Genomic DNA, 21422 nt, shown 5'->3' with positions numbered 1-21422 from the left:
AGGAACATGACGGACTCTCTGTTCGGCGACACCGCCCGCCGCCTGCTGACGCAGGCCTACCCTACCGACGTATTGCGCGCCGTCGAACGCGGACAGGCGCCCGCGGCGGCCTGGGAGGCCATCGAAGCATCCGGCTTCCTGGATGCGCTCCTGCCCGAAGACGCGAACGGCGCCGGCCTGCGCCTGGCCGATATCGCGCCCCTGGCGCAGGCGGTTGGCTGGCATGCCGTCGGCGCGCCGGTCATCCAGACACTGCTTGCGCGCGCCTGGTTGCACGCCGCCGGCCATACGCCGCCCGCGGGCCCGATTGCCCTGGCGCCGGCGGCGGTCGTCATCGATGCCGATGGCGTCCAGGCCCATGCGGTGGGTGCCGCCCTGGCCGCCGAATGGGTGCTGGCCGCCGTGCCTGGCGGCGCCCGGCTGCTGCCCGTCGCCGGCGGGCAGGCGGCGGCATCGGGCGGACACGGCAGCCTCGACGCCGATCTGCGCTGGCCCGGCGCCGTGGTGGATGTAGCGCCGCTGGCCAACGTGGCCGACGCCGACCTGGCCGACCTGGCCGCCGTGGCCTACGCGGGAATCATCGCCGGCGCCCTGGATCGAATCCTGGAACTGACCGTGGACTACGCCAACCAGCGCACGCAGTTCGGCAAGCCCATCGGCCGCTTCCAGGCTGTGCAGCAACAGATCAGCGTCCTGGCCGAGCAGGTCTGGGCCGTGCGCGCGGCCGCCCAACTGGCGTTTCAAAGCCCCACCTGGATGCCGCGCCCGCTGCTGGCGGCGCAGGGCAAGGCCCGCGCCAGCGCGGCCGTGACCCGCGCCGCCGATATTGCCCACGCGGTGCATGGCGCCATCGGCGTCACGGCCGAATACGACCTGCAATACTATTCGCGCCGGCTGCGCGAATGGCGCCGCGCGGCGGGCGGCGAACTGCACTGGAATGCCCGCGTCGGCGCCCACGCGCTGGCCGCCCGCGAGCTCTCGGCGCTCGATTACGTGCGGTCCCATCTTTACGCGGTGATCGAATGAGCGCCGCCGCCTCCCGCCCGCTGCCCTTGGCCGGCGTGCGCGTGCTCGACCTGAGCCGCGTGCTGGCCGGCCCCTGGTGTACCCAGACGCTGGCCGATCTGGGCGCCGACGTATGGAAGATCGAAGCGCCCGGCCATGGCGACGACACCCGCGGCTGGACGCCGCCGGACGTGGACGGGGAATCCACCTATTTCATGTGCGCCAATCGCAGCAAACGATCGCTGGCGGTCGACCTGCGCCACCCCGAAGGCCGCGCCCTGGTGACCCGGCTGGCCCTGCAAGCCGATGTGCTGGTGGAAAACTACCGCCTGGGCGCGCTGGCCAAGTTCGGGCTCGACCACGACACGCTGTCGCAAGCGAATCCTCGCCTGATCTACTGCTCGATCTCCGGCTATGGCCGCACCGGCCCGCGCGCGGCCGAACCCGGCTATGACTTCGTGATCCAGGCCGAGAGCGGCCTGATGTCGATCACGGGGGAACCCGACGGCGCGCCGATGAAGCTGGGCGTGGCCATCACAGATCTGGTCACCGGGATGAACGCCACGCAGGCGATTCTGGCGGCCCTGCTGGCGCGGCACAACACGGGCCAGGGCCAATTGATCGACCTGGCGCTGCTCGACAGCGCGGTCAGTATCCTGGCCAACGTCGGCGCGGGCTACCTGGCGGCCGGGCACGAGCCCCGCCGTTTCGGCAACGGGCATCCGACGGTCGTGCCCTACCAGATCTTCGCCACGGCCGACGGCGCATTCGCGCTGGGCGTGGGCAACGACACGCAGTTCGCCGCGTTGTGCGCGGCGCTGGGCGAGCCCCAATGGGCCCAGGACGAACGCTATCGCACCAACCGGGCCCGCGCCATGAACCGCGACACGCTGGTGCCCGCGCTGCAGCAGATCCTGCTGGCGCAATCCAGCGCGCATTGGCTGGCGCGCATCCGTGCCGCCGGCATCCCCGCCGGTCCGGTGCGCACCGTGCCGCAGGCGCTGGATGCCCCCGAGATCGCGGCGCGCGGCCTGCTGACCGACACCCCGGATCCCCGGCATGGCTCCCTGCGGCTGATGCGTTCACCCCTGCACCTGCGCGGCACGCCGCCGCGCGAGCCCACCGCCCCGCCCCGTCTGGGTGAACATACGGCCGAAGTGCTGACCCAGGTGCTGGGCGCCAGCGCCGCCGACATCCAGGGCTGGCGCGATGCCGGCGCCGTGGCCTGAGAGGCGGCATGAACCAGACCGTGATCCTTGATACGCATGGCGGCCCGGACGTCCTGCGGGTGGCCGACAGCAGCCTGCCCGCCCCGGCGGCGGGCGAGGTCACGGTGGCGCATCGCGCCGTGGGCATCAACGTCATCGACCTGTATTACCGCAGCGGCCTGTATCCGCATGCCCTGCCGCACGGCCTGGGCTTCGAGGGCGCGGGCGTGATCGAGGCCGTGGGAGCAGGCGTGACGGGGCTGCGGCCGGGCGACCGCGTGGCCTACGCCACCGGCCCGCTGGGCGCCTACGCCCAGGCCCGCAACCTGCCGGCGCAGCATCTCATCAAGCTGCCGGCCGATATCGGCTTCGACGCGGCCATGGCCATGCTGTTCAAGGGCCTGACGGTGCAATACCTGTTCCGCCAGACCTATCGCCCGCAAGCTGGGGAAACCGTGCTGTTCCACGCGGCGGCCAGCGGCGTCGGGCTGATCGCCTGCCAATGGGCGCGCCTGCTTGGCGTGCAGCTCATCGGCACCGTCAGCGACAAGGCGGGCGGCGCGCTGGCGCGCGAGCATGGCGCCTGGCGCGTCATCGATACGCGCCACGAAGACGTGGCCGCGCGGGTCATGGCCCTGACCAACGGTGCCGGCGTGGCGACGGTCTACGACGGCGTGGGCCGCGACACCTGGCAAGCCTCGCTGGACAGCCTGCGCCCGCGCGGGCTGCTGGTCAGCTTCGGCGATGCCAGCGGCCCGGTGACGAACGTGGCGCTGTCGGCCCTGCAGAAGCAATCGCTGTATCTGACGCGCACCAGCCTGGCGGCCTATCTGAATACGCCAGCGCGCCTGCTGACCGCGGCGTCCGAACTCTTCGGCCACATGCGCGCCAAGGCGCTGCATGCGCACATTCCGCGCCACTATCCGCTGGCCCAGGCCGCCCGCGCCCACGCGGCGCTGGAAAAGCGCAGCATCGCGGCCGCCGTCCTCATTCCCAGCTAACACCGGAGCCCATCATGTCGAACGCCGTACGTATCACTGCCCTGCACACCCGGCTTGCCCGGATCCCCCTGCCGCGCCCGCTGAAGACATCGATCCATGAAATCGCCGATGTCTGCTGCCTGCTGGTCTCGGTCGAGACCGATGCCGGCGTCACCGGCGAAGGCTATGGCTTTTGCTTCAACGCACAGCGGCTCGAAGCTATCGCGCAGTTCACGCAGTCGCTCGCCCCCCTGATCGTCGGGCGCGATCCGCACGACGTGGAAGCCCTCTGGACGGATTTCCTGCGCAGCTGCAACTTCTATGGCCAGAGCGGCGTGTCGATCCTGGCTTACAACCCGATCGACATCGCGTGCTGGGACATCATCGGCAAGCTGGCCGGGCGGCCTCTCTACAAGCTGTTCGGCGCGCATCGGGAGCGCGTGCCGGTCTATGCCAGCGCGGGCCTGTGGCTATCGTCCAGCCGCGATGAATTGCGCGACGAGGCGCGCCAGTTCGTGGACCAGGGCTTCAAGGCCATGAAGATGCGCCTGGGCTCGCCCGACTGGAAGGAAGACATTGCCCGCGTGGAAGCCGTGCGCGATGCCATCGGTGACCAGATCACCCTGATGGCCGACGCCAACCAGGGCCTGGACCTGACGCGGGCCTTGCGGCTGGGCCGCGAACTGGCCCGTTTCGATCTGGCCTGGTTTGAAGAGCCCGTACCCACCTGGGACGACGACAGCGCCGCCGAGATCGTGCGCCGCCTGCCCATGCCCATCGCCAGCGGCGAAACCGAGTACACGCGCTACGGCATCCGGCGCATGGCGCGCGAGCGCGCGGCCACTGTGTTCATGCCCGACCTGCAGCGCATGGGCGGTTATACCGAGATGCTCAAGGCGGTGCGTTACCTGGCGGCGCACGACCTGCCGGTCGCGCCACACATCTTCACGGAACACAGCCTGCATATCGTGGCGGCCGCCGGCAACGCCACCTGGGCCGAGCACATGCCCTGGTTCGAGCCGCTGTTCCATGAACGCATGGAGGTCGAGGCCGACGGCTGCATCGCCGTGCCCAACCGCCCCGGCACGGGCTTCTCGTTCGACTGGGACCGCATCGACGCCTACCTGATTTCACCACGCACCGCCGGCGGCTAGGCGTGGACCGGCACGCCCGCAGGGGGTGCCGGCATTGCCGCCACAGTCCACTCGTTCGAAGTGGACGGAACATACGGAGACATCATGAACCCCATCAAGAAACTTGCAGCGCCCCTGTTTTGCGCGGCTGCCCTGGCAGCCGGCAGTCCATTCGCCCACGCGGCCGACAACAAAGACGGGCCGATCCGCATCGGCTGGCTGTCGTCACTGACCGGCCCGCTGTCGTCGGCCGCCATCGCCGAGAACCAGGGCGTGCAATTCGCCGTGGAAGAAATCAACAAGGCCGGCGGCATCAACGGCCGCAAGCTGGAACTGATCACGCGTGACACCGCCGGCGATCCGACCAAGGCGGTCAACTTCGCCAAGCAGCTCGCCTACGATGACAAGGTCGCCTACGTGATCGGCCCGGTCAACTCGGGCGAGTCGCTGGCCACGGTTCCGATCCTGGCCAAGGCGGGGATACCCAACCTGATCATCGGCACGGTCGACGAGTTGACCAACGCGAAGAAATATCCGCTGGCGTTCCGCGTGATCAACACCAACGAACAGTGGATCACGTCGGCGAACAAGTACGCCCTGGAAACGCTCAAGCGCAGCAAGGTCGCCGTGCTGGGCGACACCACCGGCTACGGCGCATCGTCGGCCAAGCGGGCCGCCGCGTTGCTCGAAGCCGCCGGCATCAAACCCGTGTACTCCGCATTGATCGACCCCAACAAGACCAGCGTCAATGACGAGATCGAGAAGGCCCGCGCCGCCGGCGCGGACGTGATCATGCCCTGGTCGGCCGCCACGGGCCTGCTGGCCCGCATCCTGAATGCGCGCGGCGACCTGCAATGGGACGTTCCGGTGGTGGGCCACCCCGCGCTCATGGGACTGCCGATCCGCGACCTGCTGAACAAGCCTTCGTACTGGGACAACACCTATGCGGCCGGCTATGCCAGCACCACCTATGACGCGGCCGGCAAGCTGCCCGAACGCACCCAGGCGCTGATGGACCAGATCCGGCCCAAGCTGGGCGGCAAGATCGACTTCACCTTCTGGTGGGTGGCGCTGGGGTATGACACCGTCAAGATCATCGAACACGCCGTCAAGCAAAACGGCGGCACCGATGCGCAGGCCTTCGGCAAGACGCTCCAGAGCACCCGCGGCATGCCCGGCGTCTATGCCGACTACACCTGGACCGCCGACAACCACAACGGCTTTCCGGATTCCGGCATGGTCGTGAACCGCGCAAATACCTTCAAGGACGGCAGCTTCGAGCTGGCCCCCAAATAACCCGCCATCGTCCAGAGGAGTCCTTCCCATGCTGACCGTCCTCGTGACCGGCCTGGCCATCGGCGCGCTCTACGCCGCCGCCGCGCTGGCCTACAACGTGATGTATTCCACCTCGAAGGTGCTCAGCATCACCACGGGCCACCTGTTCATGCTGAGCAGCGTCGTCGGCGCCTGGCTGATCGGCGACCTGGGCCTGCCCACCGCCGTGGGGCTGGCCGGCGCGGTGGCGGCCGCCATCGCGTTCGGCCTGATCACCGAGGCCGTGGCGATCCGCCGCATCCTGGCGCGCTCGGATGAGCATCTGTGGCTGCTCAGCACCCTGGCCCTGGCCACCATCGTGCAGCAGGCGGTGGGGCTGTGGTGGGGCACCGAGCCGCGCGCCTTTCCGCGCCTGATCCCGCAGGATTTCACCGCCGGCATCTGGGACCAGAAATACTGGCTGCCGATCGCGTGCGTGGCCCTGCTGGCGCTGGGGCTGGACCTGTTCTACCGGCGCACGCTGTTTGGCAAGGTGTTCCTGGCGGTGGCCGAAGACGCCTACGCGGCGCGCGCGCGCGGCATCTCGACGGAGCGCGTGCGCGCGTTCTCGTACGGGCTGGCGGGCCTGCTGGGCGGCCTGGTCGGTTTCGCGGCCGGTCAGCTCACCTTCGCCTTCTTCGCGCTGGGGCTGACGCTGACGCTGTACGGATTCATCGCACTGGCCGCGGGCGGCCTGGGCAGCAACGCGGGGGCCATCGTGGGCGGCCTCACGCTGGGCCTGCTCAGCACCTTCGCCACGTACTTCTTCGGCGGGGAATATCAGCAGACCATCGCGGTCGGCCTGCTGATGGTCTTTCTTTTGATCAAGCCGGAAGGCTTGTTCGGCAACAAGCAGGTGCGCCACGTATGAAAACCCAAAAGAACTTCCACTGGCCACTGGCCATCGGCGTGGCGGCGCTGGCGCTGCTGCCTTTCTGGGCCGGCAATCCGTACCAGTTGCACGTCGCCACCCTGATCGGCACCTACTGGATCCTGATCGCCAGCCTCAATCTGGTGGTGGGATACACCGGGCTGCTTTCCATCGGACACGTCGGGCTGCTGGCCATCGGCGCCTATACCTTCGCCATCCTGACCGGCCACTACGAGGCCAGTCCCTGGGTGGCGCTGGTGGCCTCGGCCGTGCTGTGCGGGGCCTGCGGCTTCCTGCTGGGCCTGCCCTCGCTGCGGCTGCCGGGCTTCTATTTCGCCATGGCGACCATGGCCTTCGCGATGATGGTGACCGAGTTCTCGCTGGCCCGAGACGAACTCACGGGCGGCGGGGCGGGCCTGAGCGTGGCCTCGTTCGATTCGCCATTCGACAGCCCTGCCGGCCTGTACTGGCTGGTGGCGGCGGTGGCCGGCATCGTCAGCTGGCTGGTGTGGAACCTGGCCCGCTACTCGTGGGGCCGGGCCATGATCGCCTTGCGCGACAGCACGGTGACCGCCGCCGCGGTCGGCATACCGGTGTTCCGCGTCAAGCTGGCGATCTTCACCTTCAGCGGCGTCACGGCGGGCGTTGCCGGCGCGCTGTTCGCCTCGCTGCAAAGTTACATCACGCCCGAGACCTTCGTATTCGAGCTCAGCCTGTTCTTCTTCGTCTGCATCGTGATCGGCGGGCGCGGCGTGATCATGGGGCCTTTCGTGGGCACCATCGTGCTGGCCGCGCTGCCCGAGCTGGTCGCGCCGCTGGCCCGCTGGGGACAGTTGTTCTACGGCATCCTGCTGCTGCTGGTGGTGCTGCTGGTGCCGGAAGGAATCGGCAGCATCGTCCGCGTGCTGCGCGACAAGTTCGCGCCGCGCAAGCCCGAGAAGCACGTGGTCGCGCCCGACCTGCCCCGCCTCGCGGCGGCCCTGCGTGGAGGGCGCCCGTCATGAGCACGCTCCAAGCCAATGACGTCACCAAGCGATTCGGCGGCATCACCGCGGTCGATGGCGTGAGCCTGACGCTTGCCGAAGGGGAAATCCACGGCCTGATCGGGCCCAACGGCAGCGGCAAGACCACCTTGCTGAACCTGTTGTCCGGCTACTACCCCATCGATGGCGGCACGCTGATGCTCGACGACGTCCCCATCACCGACACGTCGGTACAACGGCGCGCGCTGCAGGGCGTCGCGCGCACCTTCCAGAAGCCGCGCCTGCTGGGCAGCCTGAGCGCCTGGCAGAACGTCATGCTGGGCAGTTGGAAGCACAGCAACGCGGGCTTTCTGCGCACCGCGCTGGCGCTGCCCGCCATGCGCCGGCGCGAACGCGAGGCCCGCGACCTGGCCTATGAAATGCTGTGCGGCGTGGGCCTTGAGCGCGTGGCCGACCGGCCCGCCAACATGCTCGACCACGCCGAACAGCGCTTCCTCGAGATCGCGCGCGGCCTGGCCATGCGGCCGCGCTTTCTCTTGCTGGATGAGCCCGCCGGCGGCCTGACCGAGCACGAGATCGAGCAACTGGCCCAGATCGTGGGCACCGTGCGCCAAGCCGGCCTGGGCGTGCTGATCGTGGAACACCATACCGACTTCGTCTTCCGACTGTGTGACCGCGTCACCACGCTGAACCTGGGCCGCATGATCGCCCAGGGCGCGCCGCGCGAAGTCCGCGACAACGCCGAAGTCATTCGGGTCTACCTCGGAGCCTGACCATGCAGAATCCTCAACGTACGCATAGCTCCGCTCCCGTGCTGCTGGACGTGACCGGCTTGCAGGTGGCCTACGGCAAGGCGCAGGTCGTGCACGGCGTGGACCTGCGGGTGCACCAGGGCGAATTCGTGGTGATGCTGGGCCGCAACGGCGCCGGCAAGACCTCGATGCTGCACGCGCTGGCCGGCCTGATCCCCAAGCGCGCAGGCCATGTCACCTTCAAGGGCCGCGACATCACGGCCGCCGATGCGCGCACCACCGTGCGGGCCGGCATCAATGTCGTGCTGGAAGGCCACCGCGTCTTTACAGGCCTGACCGTGGAAGACAACCTGCTGCTGGGCACGTACGCCACCCACCGGCACGGCGACCGCGCGCGCCTGCCGCGCATCTATGATCTGTTTCCCGAACTGGCCGAAAAGCGCCTGCAGCCGGCCTCGCGCCTGAGCGGCGGGCAGCAGCAGATACTGGCGGTGGCCCAGGGCGTGATCGCCGAGCCCGCGTTGCTGATCCTGGACGAGCCGTCCGGCGGCCTGGCCCCCTTGGTCGTGGATCGCATCCTGACGGTCGCCAAGGACCTGACCCGCAGCGGCATGGCCGTGCTGCTGGTCGAACAACTGGTCAAGGAAGCCTTGCGCTTCGCCGATTACTGCTATCTGGTCGAGACCGGCCATATCGGGGGCCAGGGCACGCCCGCCGAGGTGCAGGCCGGCGAACTGATCCAGCGCATCTACCTGGGCGGCCGCGCCGAGCCCGCCTCTCATCCCGCAGGAGCCACGCCATGAAAATCACCGCCATCGAGCCCATCGTCGTCTCGATTCCTTATCGCCACGATGGGCCACCCACCGGTTTCGGCGGCACGGTGTGGGCCAAGCTCAACTACCTGCTGGTCAAGGTCAGCACCGACGACGGCCTGATCGGCTGGGGCGAGGCGTTCGGCTACAACGCCATTCCCGCTACCGTGGCGGCGCTGGAGAAAATCGTCGCCCCACTGGCCATCGGTCGCGATGCCGACGATATCGTGCAGTTGATGGAAGACCTGAAGCGGCCGCTGCACATCTTCGGCCGCAACGGCCCGGTCATGTACGCGCTGTCGGGCCTGGACATCGCCCTGTGGGACCTGGCGGGCAAGCGCGCCGGCCTGCCCGTGTGCCGGATGCTGGGGGCCGGGTCGCGCCGTTCGGTCACGGCTTATACCAGCCTGATGCGGCTGCACGAGCCCGCCACGGTGGCCACCGCGTGCGAACGCGCGCTCGAACGCGGGTTCCGCAGGCTGAAGCTGCACGAGATCACCGTGCCCGCGGTGGCGGCGGCCCGCCAGGCGCTGGGCGCGGACGTCGAGCTGATGCTGGACGTCAATTGCGCCTGGCCCGCAGATGAGGCGCTGCGCATGGCGCACCGGCTGGAACCCTACGGGCTCAAATGGCTGGAAGAGCCGGTCTGGCCGCCGGAAGATGTGGCCGGCCTGGCGCGCCTGCGGCGCGAAGCCAATATTCCGCTGGCCGCTGGCGAAAACGTCGGCAACGCCTGGGCATTCCAGCCGCTGGCCGAATCCGGGGCGCTGGATTACTTCCAGCCCAGCATCACCAAGGTGGGCGGCATCACCGAATTCCGGGCCGTGGCCGAGCTAGCCCGCTCGCACGGACGCGCGGTGGCGCCGCATTCGCCCTACTTCGGGCCCGGGCTGCTGGCCACGCTGCAGATGGCGGCCGTCTACGCCCACATCGGCGGCATCGAAATATTCGGCGTGCAGCTCGAATCGGGACTGTTCGGCGCGGTCGGCCTGCCCGGCCCGGATGGCGAAGTCGCCATTCCGCAGGGCCCCGGCCTGGGCTGCGACCCCGACCCCGAGGTCATCGCGCGCTACCGCATTGGATGACCGTCACGGCGCTGGCCGCAAGGCGCCCGGTCCGCTCTTGCGGGGGCAGCCCCCTATTCCTTGAACACCTGGGCCGCCACGTCCAGGAAGTTACGCACGGCCGCGCTCTCGGCCGACGGCCTCCATGCCAGCGATATCCCGATCGAGGCGCTGGCGGGAAAATCCGCGAGTTTTTTGTAGATGACGTGGCGGCTGTTGAAGCGGCGCGAGACGGACGGCACCAGCGCCACGCCGAAGCCCGCCTCCACCAGGCTCAACACGGTTTGAACCTGGATGGCCTCTTGTGTGACGCGGGGCATGAAGCCGCGCAGTTGGCAGGCATGGATTGCCGCGGTGCGCAGCCCGGGCGCGTCCACGCCCGAGTACAGGATGAACCCCTCATCGGACAGGTCTTTCAGCCTGACCGTCGCTCGCTGGGCCAGCGGATTGCTCTTGGGCACGGCCAGCACGAAGGTCTCGGTGAACAGCGTGGCCAGCCGCGTATTCGAGCCGATCGCCACCGGCACGCGCACCACGCCGATGTCGATGGATTCTTCTTCGATGCCCTGCATGATGCGGATCGAGATCGCCTCGCGCAGTTCCAGCTCGACGCCGGGATACAGCGCATGGAAGCGCGGCAAGAGACGCGGCAATACCTCGTGCGTGGCCGACCCCACGAAGCCGATGCGCAAGGTGCCCAGGTCGCCCGTCGAGGCCGCCCGCGCGGCCTGGCGGAACTGCGCCGCGTGGAACAGCGCGCGCCGCGCCTCGCCCAGCGCCGCCTCGCCGCTTTCGGTGAGCCTGACGCCGTCTTTGCCGCGCGTGAACAGCGTCACGCCCACTTCGGCTTCGAGCTTGCGGATCGACACGGACAGCGGCGGCTGCGCCATGTGCAGCTTTTCGGCGGCACGGCGGAAATTGAGCGTTTCGGCCAGCGTCAGGAACTGCTGGAAATGCTTGAAGTCCATGGTCTCCTCACGCTGGTGATATCAGGAACGTATCACTTTTTCAGAAAATAATATTGGAATGGTTTGCCTGTGCGCCATATTCTGCCTCATCGACGACGCTGCGTCGCCATCAGAAAAACCCGGAGACCTCCATGACCCCCAACCGTGCGCCGCGTGCCGGCGGGCAACTGCTTGCCGACGCGCTTGCGATCAATGGCACCGACACCGTCTTCTGCGTGCCGGGCGAAAGCTATCTGGCCGTGCTCGACGGCCTGTACGAGCATCGCGACAGCGTGCGCGTGATCACCTGCCGGCACGAAGCGGCCGCCGCCAACATGGCCGAAGCGCATGGCAAGCTGACGGGGCGTCCCGGCGTCTGCTTTGTCACGCGGGGCCCCGGCGCCACGCATGGCAGCACGGGCGTGCACACGGCACGGCAAGACTCCACGCCGATGATCATGTTCGTCGGCCAGGTCGGCCGCGACGCCTCGCAGCGCGACACGTTCCAGGAAGTGGACTACCGGCAGATGTTCGGCGGCCTGGCCAAGGGCGTGATCCAGATCGAGGACGCGCGGCGCGTGCCGGAACTGGTGGGCTATGCCTACCAGCTTGCGGTATCGGGCAGGCCGGGTCCTGTGGTGGTGGCGCTGCCGGAAGACATGCTGACGGACGTGGTCGAGGCCGTCGATTCGCCGCCCTGGCAGCCCGTCCAGGCGGCGCCCGGCGCCAGCCAGATGCAGCGGCTGGCCGGCATGCTGGAACACGCCGAGCGGCCGATGATGATCGTGGGCGGCAGCGGGTGGACCGAACAGGCGGCGCGCGACATCAGCGGCTTCGCGCAGGCCCATGGCTTGCCGGTGGCTTGCGCATTCCGGCGCCAGGACATCATCGACAACGATCATCCCTGCTATGCGGGCGACCTGAGCCTGGCGCCCAATCCCACGCTCGCGCAACACGTGCGCGACAGCGATTTCCTGCTGGTGGTCGGCACGCGGCTGGGCGAAGCTTCCACCTTGGGCTATACGCTGATCGCCAACCCCGATCCCGGCAAACCCATGGTCCACGTGCTGGCGGGCGCCGAAGAATTGGGCCGGGTGTATCGCCCGGCGCTGGCCATCAACGCCGGACCCGCTGCATTCGCCGACGCCGCCCGCGCGCTGCCCGTGCCCGCGAACGCCGCCGCCGCGCGAGCCGTCTGGGTGCGCCAGGCGCGAGCCGGCTACGAGCAATGGCAGGTGGTGACCGAAGTGCCCGGCAACGTCAACATGGGCCGCATCGTGCGCCATGTCCGCGAACGCCTGGCCGACGACGCCATCGTCACCAACGGCGCCGGCAACTATGCGATCTGGCTGCACCGCTACTACGCCTACCGCCGCCGCGGCACGCAGCTCGCCCCCACCTGCGGCGCCATGGGCTATGGCGTGCCGGCGGCCATCGCCGCCCAGATCGCGCATCCCGAGCGGCAGGTGGTGTGCTTTGCCGGCGACGGCTGCTTTCTGATGAGCGGACAGGAACTGGCCACCGTCGCGCGCTACGCGCTGCCCATCATCTTCATCGTGGTCAACAACGGCATGTACGGCACCATCCGCATGCATCAGGAAAAGACCTATCCTGCCCGCGTCATCGGCACCGAGCTCACCAATCCCGACTTCGCGGTCTTTGCGCGCTCGTTCGGGCTGCACGGCGTCACCGTGACCGACACCGCGCAGTTCGCGCCGGCGTTCGACGCGGCGGTGCGCGAACGGCGCGCAACCCTGATCGAGATCCAGGTCGATCCGCAGGCCATCACGCCGGCCGCCACCCTGGACCAACTGCGGCGCCAGGCCGCCCAGGGCTCGCTTGCGCCCTGAACCGCGGCACACGCACGGATCCGAGGGGTTTGCAAGGCCACCGCAGCCTGGCCGGGCCAGGCCGTTGGCGGCAAACACACGAAAAAAACCGCCCCGCTTGCGGCAATGCGGCCCCCAGGCTTAGGATGGAGCATGCCCACGCCACGCCGCGGCGCCCGCCGGGCGCCCGGCACCAGGCGGGGCCGGCATTTGAACCAGCGATTCGGGAGCACATCGTGAAGACAGTTGCTGAGCTTCTCAGGGAAAAAGCCAATCACGCGGTCGTGACGGTCACGCCGGATTCATCGGTGTTCGACGCGGTCAAGACCATGGCCGAACGCAGCATCGGCGCCGTGGTGGTGGTGGAAGGCGACGTGGTTCTGGGCATGTTCACCGAACGCGACTACGCCCGCAAGGTCGTGTTGCAGGACAGATCCTCGCGCACCACCAAGGTCCGCGACATCATGACCGACTCCGTCTACTACGTCGGCCCGGCCGACACGCGGGAACACTGCATGGCCATGATGACCGAACGGCACTTCCGCCATCTGCCGGTCATCGACAACGACAAGCTCGTCGGCCTGCTGTCCATCGGCGACCTGGTCAAGGATGTAATGAGCGAACAGAAGTTCATCATCCACGAACTCGAGCGCTACATCACCGGCGAACGCGGCTAGCGCCGCGCCCTGCCAGCGGGCCTCGCGGCGGCTCAACCCGTCGCGAGCATCCGCGACGCGGGAACGATCAGCCCCAGGCCGGCGGCCAGCAGCAGCACGAACACCATGCGCTTGACGGTCTTCATCGAATCCGCCGTGCCGTAGCGGCGCGCCATCCACGTCACCCCGATCACGATCGGCAGCGCCTGCATGCTCAGCCAGAACGAAGAGGCCATGAACGCCCCCTGCCCGGTCACCAGGGTCAGGCGCACCAGGGCATTGACCGAGAACAGGATCAGGAGGCTGTTGCGGATCGTCGCCAACGGCAAGGGCTGCCGGTACAGGTGGTAGACCATCGGCGGCCCCGCGCTGGAAAACAACCCGCCCAGCACGCCCGACACGCCGCCAAAGAACACCGACGACGTGCGCGACGAAAGCTGCGCCAGCGGCTGCGTGCGCGCCACCAGCAGCACCGCGCAAGCCAGGATGGTGATGCCCAGCATCAACTGCAGCAACACCGCCATCGATCCGCTGATCCACGTCAGCGCGGCAACGCCCACTCCCACCCCCACCAGGCTGCTGACCATGGCGGGCGTCAGCAGCGGCCAGTTCACCTTGGGCTTGGCGCGCGCCAGCGTGACGGCGGCGTTCACCAGCGACAGCACGCTGACCACGTTGGCCACTTCGGACACGGACGCAAGCTGGAACACGCCGGACAGGCCCAGCAGCACCAGGCCGAACGCAAAGCCCGTCATGGTTTGGGCATAGGTGGCAAGCGCCACGCAGGCCAGGAACAGCAAGTGTTGAAAAATACTCATGCGGGGGAAAGAGCCAGGCCAGCCTCGGCTCAACCCCGGCGGCGCGGCAAGGCGGCCTGGAGCGGATCGACGGGAAACGGCGTGCTAACGGGTTAACGGTGGGAAGCCGGCGATGATAGCACCGCGGTTTCCGCCCCCCGGCCGCCCAGCGGACGCGGCCGCACATATCTCGTCACAAACGGATGCGCTCATGCACACCCCGCGTTCCGCCTGCCGCTATTCTTGCCGCCCAGCACACTCCGTCACGCCTTGCCCCCGCCGCCCATCCTGGGACGCCGCCCGGGCCGGCCCAGCCCGCATTGCAGAATGACCCCCAAACCGACCACGATCAACACGGTGACCCTCACCTGCTCGGCCTGCGGCAGCGGCCAATTCACCAAGCTGGACGCCAACGAATACCGCTGCAATCACTGCCACGCGGTCACGCTGGTCGAAGACAACGTCGCGCAACGGCTCGAAAAGCTCCTGCGCAATATCCAGGCGCCCCGGCACCCGCCGGTCAAACCGGCCGCGCTGGTGGCGATCGGACTGGCCGTGGCGGCCGCCATCGTCATTCCGCTGGCCGGATCGCTGATGAGTTCCAGCCGCGGCGCCGCGCCCAGCCGCCCGGCGGCGGCGGCGCCCATCGATGCCTCGCTGGTCAAGCTGACGGACATCCAGGAAATCAAGACGCGCGGCCGCACACAGCTGGTGATGATCATGCGCAACGAAACCGGCAGGAAGATCGACGTGCCCCGCGTCACGGCGTCGTTCTTCCAGGACGAGCTGTCGCTCTCGTCCGCGTCGGGCTCGGCGCCGGCGCGCTCGCTGCAGCCCGGCGAATACACCTACTTGACGATTTCAGCGCCGGACAAGGCATACACCCGCTATGCCTTGCAGGTCGCCACGCCCTCGCCCGCCCGCGGCACGAACAACGACGTGGCCGCCAGCAAGGTCCAGCTGGTGCGCAACGATGGCAGCTATCGCCTTGTCGGCCTGATCCGCAACCAGGGCGCCACGCCGGCCAACAGCACCCAGATCACCGTGATGCTGTACGGCGCGGATGGCAGGCTGGCCGGCACCGGCAACGGCTATGCCACCGCCAGCCCGCTGGGGCCGGGCGCGCTCACGTCTTTCGACGTGCGCTGCGAAATGCTGGGCGACGCCCAGGTCGCCTCCTACGATTACATGGTGCAAAGTGAAAGCTGACCCCTCCCGTTCCGCGCGCCTGTCCCGTCCGGCCGCGGCCGGACTCGCGCTGGCGGTGCTTGCCGCAGGCGGATTCGCGCTATGGAAGCACACGGACGTCCTGTCCTGGAGCGGACAGCCTGCCGCCGGGACCGCCGCCCCGGCGGCGCCTCGCGACGAGGGCCCTGCCAGCCGCATCGTGCGCGTCAGCCCGGCCCAAGTCCGGGTTATCGACCACGTGCGCCTGAGCACCGAAGAACTGCTGGACCCGGATTTCACCCTGTTCGATCCGGCCGCGCTCAAGCTGTCCGCGCCACGCCGGCTGCTTGACGAGATCGAACGGCCGATCCTGTATGCGGAACTGGTCAACACCAGCGACCGGTATGTTGCCTTGGCGCCCAAGGCGGACATCTCGGTTTTCGACGGTTCACGCAAGCTGGACCTGCGCCAGGTCTGGAGCCTGCCCGCCCGCCTGTATCCCGGCGAACGGGTGCCGGTGGCGCTGAGCGGCCGCGTCGACCGCTATACCGAGGTCAAGACCGCCTGGCTGCCGGCCAAGCGCGCCGCCCTGCCGGGCCCCCGGCCGCAGCTCGCCGTGTCGGTGGAAAACACCGAGGCCGGTGTCGGCACCGGCACGCTCAACTTCAGCTACCGCTACCGTTACAAATACGTGACGGTACATGGCCGGGTCCGCAACGACAGCCCGTCCGAGGTGGAGAACGTGCGCGTCTGGGTCAGCCTGTACGACGCCCAGGATCAGTTGACCGGGGCGAGCTTCCAGGAATTGCGCCTGCCCCGGCTGCCACCGGGCGACAGCGCGCCGTTCGAAGTCAACGTGAAGCAATACGGCGGCAACTTTGCCCGCGTCGGCGTGGTGTACGACGCCACGGCCCGCTGACGCGCTGGCCGGCTACGCCAGGCAGGCCGCCGCCGCCGCGGCCGCCTTCGCGTCGTCCTGCCCTGGCAAGGCGCCGGACGGGCGCCGTCGCCCTGGCGCAACAGCCGGGCGGCCAGGTCTTATATAAGATATAAGACATTTGCTTGCCGCCCCCACTTCCTTCTACAATTCCCGCCAACAACCCTTCTTCCAACCCGACTTTGAGCAGGCCTCACATGCTGGATACTTACCGCCAACACGTTGCCGAACGCGCGGCTCTGGGGATTCCCCCGCTGCCCCTTACGGCCAAACAAACCGCTGAATTGATCGAACTGCTGAAGAACCCGCCCGCTGGCGAGGAGCAGAACCTGGTCGAACTGCTGACCTACCGCGTGCCGGCCGGCGTGGACGACGCCGCCAAGGTCAAGGCCTCGTACCTGGCCGCCGTGGCGCTGGGCAAGGAAGCTTGTGCGCTGATCAGCCGTGCCAAGGCGACGGAACTGCTGGGCACGATGCTCGGCGGCTACAACATTGGCCCGCTGGTCGAACTGCTGGACGACGCGGAAATCGGCACCATCGCCGCCGATGCGCTGAAGAAGACCCTGCTGATGTTCGACGCCTTCCACGACGTGAAGGAAAAGGCCGACCGCGGCAACGCCAACGCCAAGTCCGTCATGCAAAGCTGGGCCGACGCCGAGTGGTTCACCAGCCGTCCGGAACTGCCGGAAAGCCTGACCATCACGGTCTTCAAGGTGCCCGGCGAAACCAACACCGACGACCTGTCGCCGGCTCCCGACGCCACCACCCGCCCCGACATCCCGATGCACGCCCTGGCGATGCTGAAGAACAAGCGCGACGGCGCCGCGTTCGAACCGGAAGAAGACGGCAAGCGCGGCCCGGTCAAGTTCATCGAATCCCTGAAGGACAAGGGCCACCTGGTCGCCTATGTGGGTGACGTGGTCGGCACGGGTTCGTCGCGCAAGTCGGCCACCAACTCGGTGCTGTGGTTCACGGGCGAAGACATCCCCTTCGTGCCGAACAAGCGCTTTGGCGGCGTGTGCCTGGGCAACAAGATCGCCCCGATCTTCTACAACACCATGGAAGACGCCGGCGCCCTGCCGATCGAACTCGACGTTTCCAAGATGGAAATGGGCGACGTGGTCGAACTGCGTCCCTACGACGGCAAAGCCATCAAGAACGGCGAAGTCATCGCCGAATTCGAGGTCAAGTCCGACGTGCTGTTCGACGAAGTGCGCGCCGGCGGCCGCATTCCGCTGATCATCGGCCGCGGCCTGACCGCCAAGGCGCGCGAAGCGCTGGGCCTGCCGGCATCCACGCTGTTCCGCCTGCCCAAGGATCCGGTCGACTCCGGCAAGGGTTACACCCTGGCCCAGAAGATGGTCGGCCGCGCCTGCGGCCTGCCGGAAGGCCGTGGCATCCGCCCGGGCACCTACTGCGAGCCGAAGATGACCTCGGTCGGCAGCCAGGACACCACCGGCCCCATGACCCGCGACGAACTCAAGGACCTGGCCTGCCTGGGCTTCTCGGCCGACCTGGTGATGCAGTCGTTCTGCCACACCGCGGCCTATCCCAAGCCCGTCGACGTCAAGACGCACCACACGCTGCCCGACTTCATCAGCACCCGCGGCGGCATTTCGCTGCGCCCGGGCGATGGCGTGATCCACTCGTGGCTCAACCGCATGCTGTTGCCCGACACCGTCGGCACCGGCGGCGACTCGCACACCCGCTTCCCCATCGGCATTTCGTTCCCGGCCGGTTCGGGCCTGGTGGCCTTTGCCGCCGCCACGGGCGTGATGCCGCTGGACATGCCGGAATCGGTGCTGGTGCGCTTCAAGGGCAAGCTGCAGCCCGGCGTCACCCTGCGCGACCTGGTCAACGCCATCCCGCTGTACGCCATCAAGCAAGGCATGCTGACGGTTGCCAAGCAAGGCAAGAAGAACATCTTCTCCGGCCGCATCCTGGAAATCGAAGGCCTGCCCGACCTGAAGGTCGAACAAGCCTTCGAACTGTCGGACGCTTCCGCCGAACGTTCGGCCGCCGGCTGCTCGGTGCACCTGAACAAAGAACCGATCATCGAATACATCAACAGCAACATCGTGATGCTGAAGTGGATGATCGCCAACGGCTACGAAGACGAGCGCACGCTGGGCCGCCGCATCAAGGCCATGGAAGCCTGGCTGGCTGATCCCCAGCTGCTGGCCCCGGATGCCGACGCCGAATACGCCGCCGTCATCGAGATCGACCTGGCCGACGTGCACGAGCCCATCGTGGCCTGCCCGAACGACCCGGACGACGTGAAGACGCTGTCGGAAGTCGCCGGCGCCAAGATCGACGAAGTGTTCATCGGCAGCTGCATGACCAACATCGGTCACTTCCGCGCGGCGTCGAAGCTGCTGGAAGGCAAGCGCGACATCCCGGTCAAACTGTGGGTCGCCCCGCCGACCAAGATGGACGCCACGCAACTGACCGAAGAAGGCCACTACGGCGTCTTCGGCACCGCCGGCGCCCGCACGGAAATGCCGGGCTGCTCGCTGTGCATGGGCAACCAGGCACAAGTGCGCGAAGGCGCCACCGTCATGTCGACCAGCACCCGCAACTTCCCGAACCGCCTGGGCAAGAACACGAACGTGTACCTGGGTTCGGCGGAACTGGCCGCCATCTGCTCCAAGCTGGGCCGCATCCCGACCAAGGACGAGTACATGGCCGACATGGGCGTCATCAACAAGAGCGGCGACCAGATCTATCAGTACCTGAACTTCGACAAGATCCCCGACTACAAGGACGTGGCCGACGTGATCGAGGTCTAAGACTTCCCCGCCAGCGCTTGCCGGCGCGGCTGAAAACCCCGGGCGGATCCGCCCGGGGTTTTTTTTATCCCTGCCCGCTCAAGGGAAAACTGCCCGCATGAGCGCGGCAGGCCCCGCAATCGGCGCGGCCTGGGAATCCTGTTCTTCTACGGCTTTGCCGGCGGCAGCGAGATCGAGGCAATCCATTGCCTCAACACAGCGGCCTCGGGCGTATCGCGCGCGTAGAACGCCTTGGGCATGACGAAGTAGTAGCTGAAACTGCCCAGGTTGACCCATTGCCCGAACGGGGCCACCAGGCTGCCGTCATTGAGCTCCTGGGTGATCAGGGACCTTTGCCCTATCGCCACGCCGAAGCCCGCCAGCGCCGCCTCGTATGCCAGCGCCGAAGACTCGAAACGCATGTCGCGACGGGTCAAAGGCGAATGCAGGCCGGCATGCGTGAACCACATCTGCCAATCGTCAGGCCGGGCATGCGTATGCAGCAAGGTCTCGTCCAGCAGTTGCTCGGGGCGCTGGAGGCGGGCCGCCATGCCGGGCGTGCAAACGGGCGCGATCTCGTTTTCCATGATCTTGTAGTGCACCACGCCGGGCTCATGCCCGTGGCTGATCACAATGGCCGCATCCAGGTCTTCGCGTTCGAAGTCGGGCGGACTGGTCGAGGTATGCAGGCGCACTTCCAGTTCGGGATGCGCGGCATGCAGGCTTGCCAGCCGCGGCAGCAGCCATCGCATGGCGATCGTGTGAGGCGCGCGCAGGTTGAAGATGCGCGACCGCGCCGCCTGGTGCAAATCCAGCGTGGCCCGGCGCAGCCCCGCCAGATGACGGGACACCTCCTGGTGGTAATCGCGGCCCGCCGGCGTGAGGCTGATCCGCCGGTGATGCCGGTCGAACAGCCGGATGCGCAGATGATCCTCGAGAAAGCGGATCTGCCGGCTGACGGCGGCCGGCGTCACGCAGAGTTCCTGAGCGGCGGCCGTGACGCTGGATACGCGCCCCACGACGTCGAAGACACGCAGCGTGTTGAGCGGGGGGAGCGAATCCATATGTTTCAGTTAACCAAAACTAAATCGTAGCAGCGGAGAAGTTGATTGACCACCCACGCGCCGGTTTCTACGATTCACCGCAGGAATGAACGTTTGATGAATTTTCCCTTAATCATTTATTAAACAAGCGGGGCAAGCATGAAGCTGGGACTTTGGCGCAACTGCGCGGCTGTATTGCTTTATCTGGTCATCGGAATCCAGCCGGCGTCGGCCGCCGACCCGGCGCCCTATCCCACCCGGACCGTGTCCATCGTGGTGCCCACCACTCCCGGCGGCACGGCGGATCTGCTGGCCCGTTTGATCGGACCCAAACTGGCCGTGAAGTGGGGCCATCCGGTCATCATCGAGAACAAGCCGGGCGCGGGCACCCTGGTCGGCACCGACTACGCGGCGCAAGCCAAGCCCGACGGCTACACCCTGCTGCTGACCTTCAATGAACTGGCGACCCTGCCGGCCATCAACAAACACGCCAAGGTCGATGTCGTAAAGGGATTCGAGCGCATCGGCAAGATCGGCACCCTGCCCGTTCTGATCCTTGCCAATCCGAAGGTGCAGGCCAATTCGCTGCGCGAACTGATCGCCGAAGCCAAGCAGAATCCGGGCAAGCTGACCTATGCCTCCAATGGTTCCGGCGGCGTGCTTCAGCTCTACTCCGAGATGTTCAAGCAGGAAGCGGACGTGGACATCATGCACGTGCCGTACAAGGGCGCGCTGGAGGCCTCCACCGCCATGCTCTCCGGAGAGGTGGACGTGCTGGTGCAGTTCGCGTCGGGCAATGTGCAGAACTACGTCAAGGCGAACCGGACCAAGGCCTACGCGATTGCCTCGCCCGAGCGCCTGCCCACGTTGCCGGATGTCCCGACGACGGCGGAAGCGGGCTTGCCCTCTTTGCAGCTTGAAGCCTGGTACGGCGTGTTCGCGCCGGCCGGCACGCCCCGGTCGATCATCGACAAGGTGAACCAGGATGTCATCGAGGTCTTGCAGATGCCGGACGTGCAGGAACGGCTGAAGGGCGTGGGCATGGCCGTCGATACGGGCACGCCGGAATCGTTTGACGCGTTCTTCAAGAAGGAATACCGCCGTTGGACCGACCTGATCGTCAATGCCGGCATCCAAAGCAACTGACACCAGACCG

At 67.5% G+C, this 21422-nt stretch carries 19 protein-coding genes; 16 read left to right on the top strand and 3 right to left on the bottom strand.

Going from position 1 to position 21422, the window contains the following annotated elements:
- Window positions 1–6: 6 nt before the first annotated feature.
- The 10 genes from ASE30_RS00860 to ASE30_RS00815 all read left to right on the top strand — a co-directional run bounded on the left by ASE30_RS00860 (window position 7) and on the right by ASE30_RS00815 (window position 10143).
- Window positions 7–1026, top strand: coding sequence for an acyl-CoA dehydrogenase (locus tag ASE30_RS00860; RefSeq protein ID WP_057282376.1), 1020 nt, complete (start codon window positions 7–9; stop codon window positions 1024–1026).
- Window positions 1023–2234, top strand: coding sequence for a CaiB/BaiF CoA-transferase family protein (locus tag ASE30_RS00855; protein WP_057282375.1), 1212 nt, complete (start codon window positions 1023–1025; stop codon window positions 2232–2234). The genes ASE30_RS00860 and ASE30_RS00855 overlap by 4 nt, the downstream gene beginning before the upstream one ends.
- Entirely contained in the window at window positions 2231–3214 is a 984-nt protein-coding gene (locus tag ASE30_RS00850; protein WP_162259904.1) for a quinone oxidoreductase, read from the top strand. The genes ASE30_RS00855 and ASE30_RS00850 overlap by 4 nt, the downstream gene beginning before the upstream one ends.
- Window positions 3215–3228: 14 nt before the next feature.
- Window positions 3229–4347, top strand: a complete 1119-nt coding sequence (locus tag ASE30_RS00845) for a mandelate racemase/muconate lactonizing enzyme family protein (RefSeq protein ID WP_057282373.1) — start codon at window positions 3229–3231, stop codon at window positions 4345–4347.
- A gap of 84 nt (window positions 4348–4431) precedes the next feature.
- Complete coding sequence (locus ASE30_RS00840; RefSeq protein WP_057282372.1) at window positions 4432–5622, top strand: ABC transporter substrate-binding protein; 1191 nt, start codon at window positions 4432–4434, stop codon at window positions 5620–5622.
- Between the two features lie 28 nt (window positions 5623–5650).
- Window positions 5651–6511 carry a branched-chain amino acid ABC transporter permease gene (locus ASE30_RS00835; protein WP_057282371.1) on the top strand — a complete coding sequence of 287 codons (861 nt, stop codon included), beginning with the start codon at window positions 5651–5653 and terminating at the stop codon, window positions 6509–6511.
- Window positions 6508–7515 carry a branched-chain amino acid ABC transporter permease gene (locus ASE30_RS00830; RefSeq protein WP_057282370.1) on the top strand — a complete coding sequence of 336 codons (1008 nt, stop codon included), beginning with the start codon at window positions 6508–6510 and terminating at the stop codon, window positions 7513–7515. The genes ASE30_RS00835 and ASE30_RS00830 overlap by 4 nt, the downstream gene beginning before the upstream one ends.
- Window positions 7512–8267, top strand: a complete 756-nt coding sequence (locus ASE30_RS00825; RefSeq protein WP_057282369.1) for an ABC transporter ATP-binding protein — start codon at window positions 7512–7514, stop codon at window positions 8265–8267. The genes ASE30_RS00830 and ASE30_RS00825 overlap by 4 nt, the downstream gene beginning before the upstream one ends.
- 2 nt (window positions 8268–8269) lie before the next feature.
- Window positions 8270–9049, top strand: coding sequence for an ABC transporter ATP-binding protein (locus ASE30_RS00820; protein WP_057282368.1), 780 nt, complete (start codon window positions 8270–8272; stop codon window positions 9047–9049).
- Window positions 9046–10143: a mandelate racemase/muconate lactonizing enzyme family protein gene (locus tag ASE30_RS00815; RefSeq protein WP_057282367.1), complete on the top strand. Its 1098-nt coding sequence runs from the start codon at window positions 9046–9048 to the stop codon at window positions 10141–10143. Before ASE30_RS00820 ends, ASE30_RS00815 begins: the two co-directional genes overlap by 4 nt.
- A gap of 53 nt (window positions 10144–10196) precedes the next feature.
- Here ASE30_RS00815 and ASE30_RS00810 read toward each other — a convergent pair whose 3' ends face one another.
- Window positions 10197–11090 (bottom strand): LysR family transcriptional regulator, encoded by an 894-nt coding sequence (locus ASE30_RS00810; protein ID WP_057282366.1) that lies wholly within the window; start codon window positions 11088–11090, stop codon window positions 10197–10199.
- 131 nt (window positions 11091–11221) lie between these two features.
- Here ASE30_RS00810 and ASE30_RS00805 point away from each other — a divergent pair, with 131 nt between their 5' ends.
- Complete coding sequence (locus tag ASE30_RS00805; RefSeq protein ID WP_057282365.1) at window positions 11222–12919, top strand: thiamine pyrophosphate-binding protein; 1698 nt, start codon at window positions 11222–11224, stop codon at window positions 12917–12919.
- 215 nt (window positions 12920–13134) lie between these two features.
- Window positions 13135–13575 (top strand): CBS domain-containing protein, encoded by a 441-nt coding sequence (locus tag ASE30_RS00800; RefSeq protein ID WP_057283203.1) that lies wholly within the window; start codon window positions 13135–13137, stop codon window positions 13573–13575.
- 32 nt (window positions 13576–13607) lie between these two features.
- On the opposite strand, the gene ASE30_RS00795 is transcribed toward ASE30_RS00800, so the two are convergent.
- On the bottom strand, window positions 13608–14372 hold the full coding sequence (locus ASE30_RS00795) for a TSUP family transporter (RefSeq protein WP_057282364.1): 765 nt from the start codon (window positions 14370–14372) through the stop codon (window positions 13608–13610).
- Window positions 14373–14678: 306 nt separating this feature from the next.
- Between ASE30_RS00795 and ASE30_RS00790 the strand changes: the two genes are divergently transcribed.
- The 3 genes from ASE30_RS00790 to acnB all read left to right on the top strand — a co-directional run bounded on the left by ASE30_RS00790 (window position 14679) and on the right by acnB (window position 19244).
- The gene (locus tag ASE30_RS00790) at window positions 14679–15560 is read left to right on the top strand and encodes an FxLYD domain-containing protein (RefSeq protein ID WP_057282363.1); all 882 of its coding nucleotides are present in this window, start codon (window positions 14679–14681) and stop codon (window positions 15558–15560) included.
- The gene (locus ASE30_RS00785; RefSeq protein ID WP_057282362.1) at window positions 15550–16437 is read left to right on the top strand and encodes an FxLYD domain-containing protein; all 888 of its coding nucleotides are present in this window, start codon (window positions 15550–15552) and stop codon (window positions 16435–16437) included. Before ASE30_RS00790 ends, ASE30_RS00785 begins: the two co-directional genes overlap by 11 nt.
- 215 nt (window positions 16438–16652) lie before the next feature.
- Window positions 16653–19244 (top strand): bifunctional aconitate hydratase 2/2-methylisocitrate dehydratase, encoded by a 2592-nt coding sequence (gene acnB / locus ASE30_RS00780; RefSeq protein ID WP_057282361.1) that lies wholly within the window; start codon window positions 16653–16655, stop codon window positions 19242–19244.
- A 146-nt stretch (window positions 19245–19390) separates the two neighbouring features.
- Here acnB and ASE30_RS00775 read toward each other — a convergent pair whose 3' ends face one another.
- The gene (locus ASE30_RS00775; RefSeq protein ID WP_057282360.1) at window positions 19391–20287 is read right to left on the bottom strand and encodes a LysR substrate-binding domain-containing protein; all 897 of its coding nucleotides are present in this window, start codon (window positions 20285–20287) and stop codon (window positions 19391–19393) included.
- A gap of 138 nt (window positions 20288–20425) precedes the next feature.
- Here ASE30_RS00775 and ASE30_RS00770 point away from each other — a divergent pair, with 138 nt between their 5' ends.
- Window positions 20426–21412: a tripartite tricarboxylate transporter substrate binding protein gene (locus ASE30_RS00770; RefSeq protein ID WP_057282359.1), complete on the top strand. Its 987-nt coding sequence runs from the start codon at window positions 20426–20428 to the stop codon at window positions 21410–21412.
- Window positions 21413–21422 lie beyond the last annotated feature (10 nt).

Source organism: Achromobacter sp. Root83 (assembly GCF_001428845.1).
In the GTDB taxonomy this organism is placed as follows: Bacteria; Pseudomonadota; Gammaproteobacteria; order Burkholderiales; family Burkholderiaceae_B; genus Achromobacter.
This window is presented reverse-complemented; position numbering and strand designations above follow the sequence as displayed.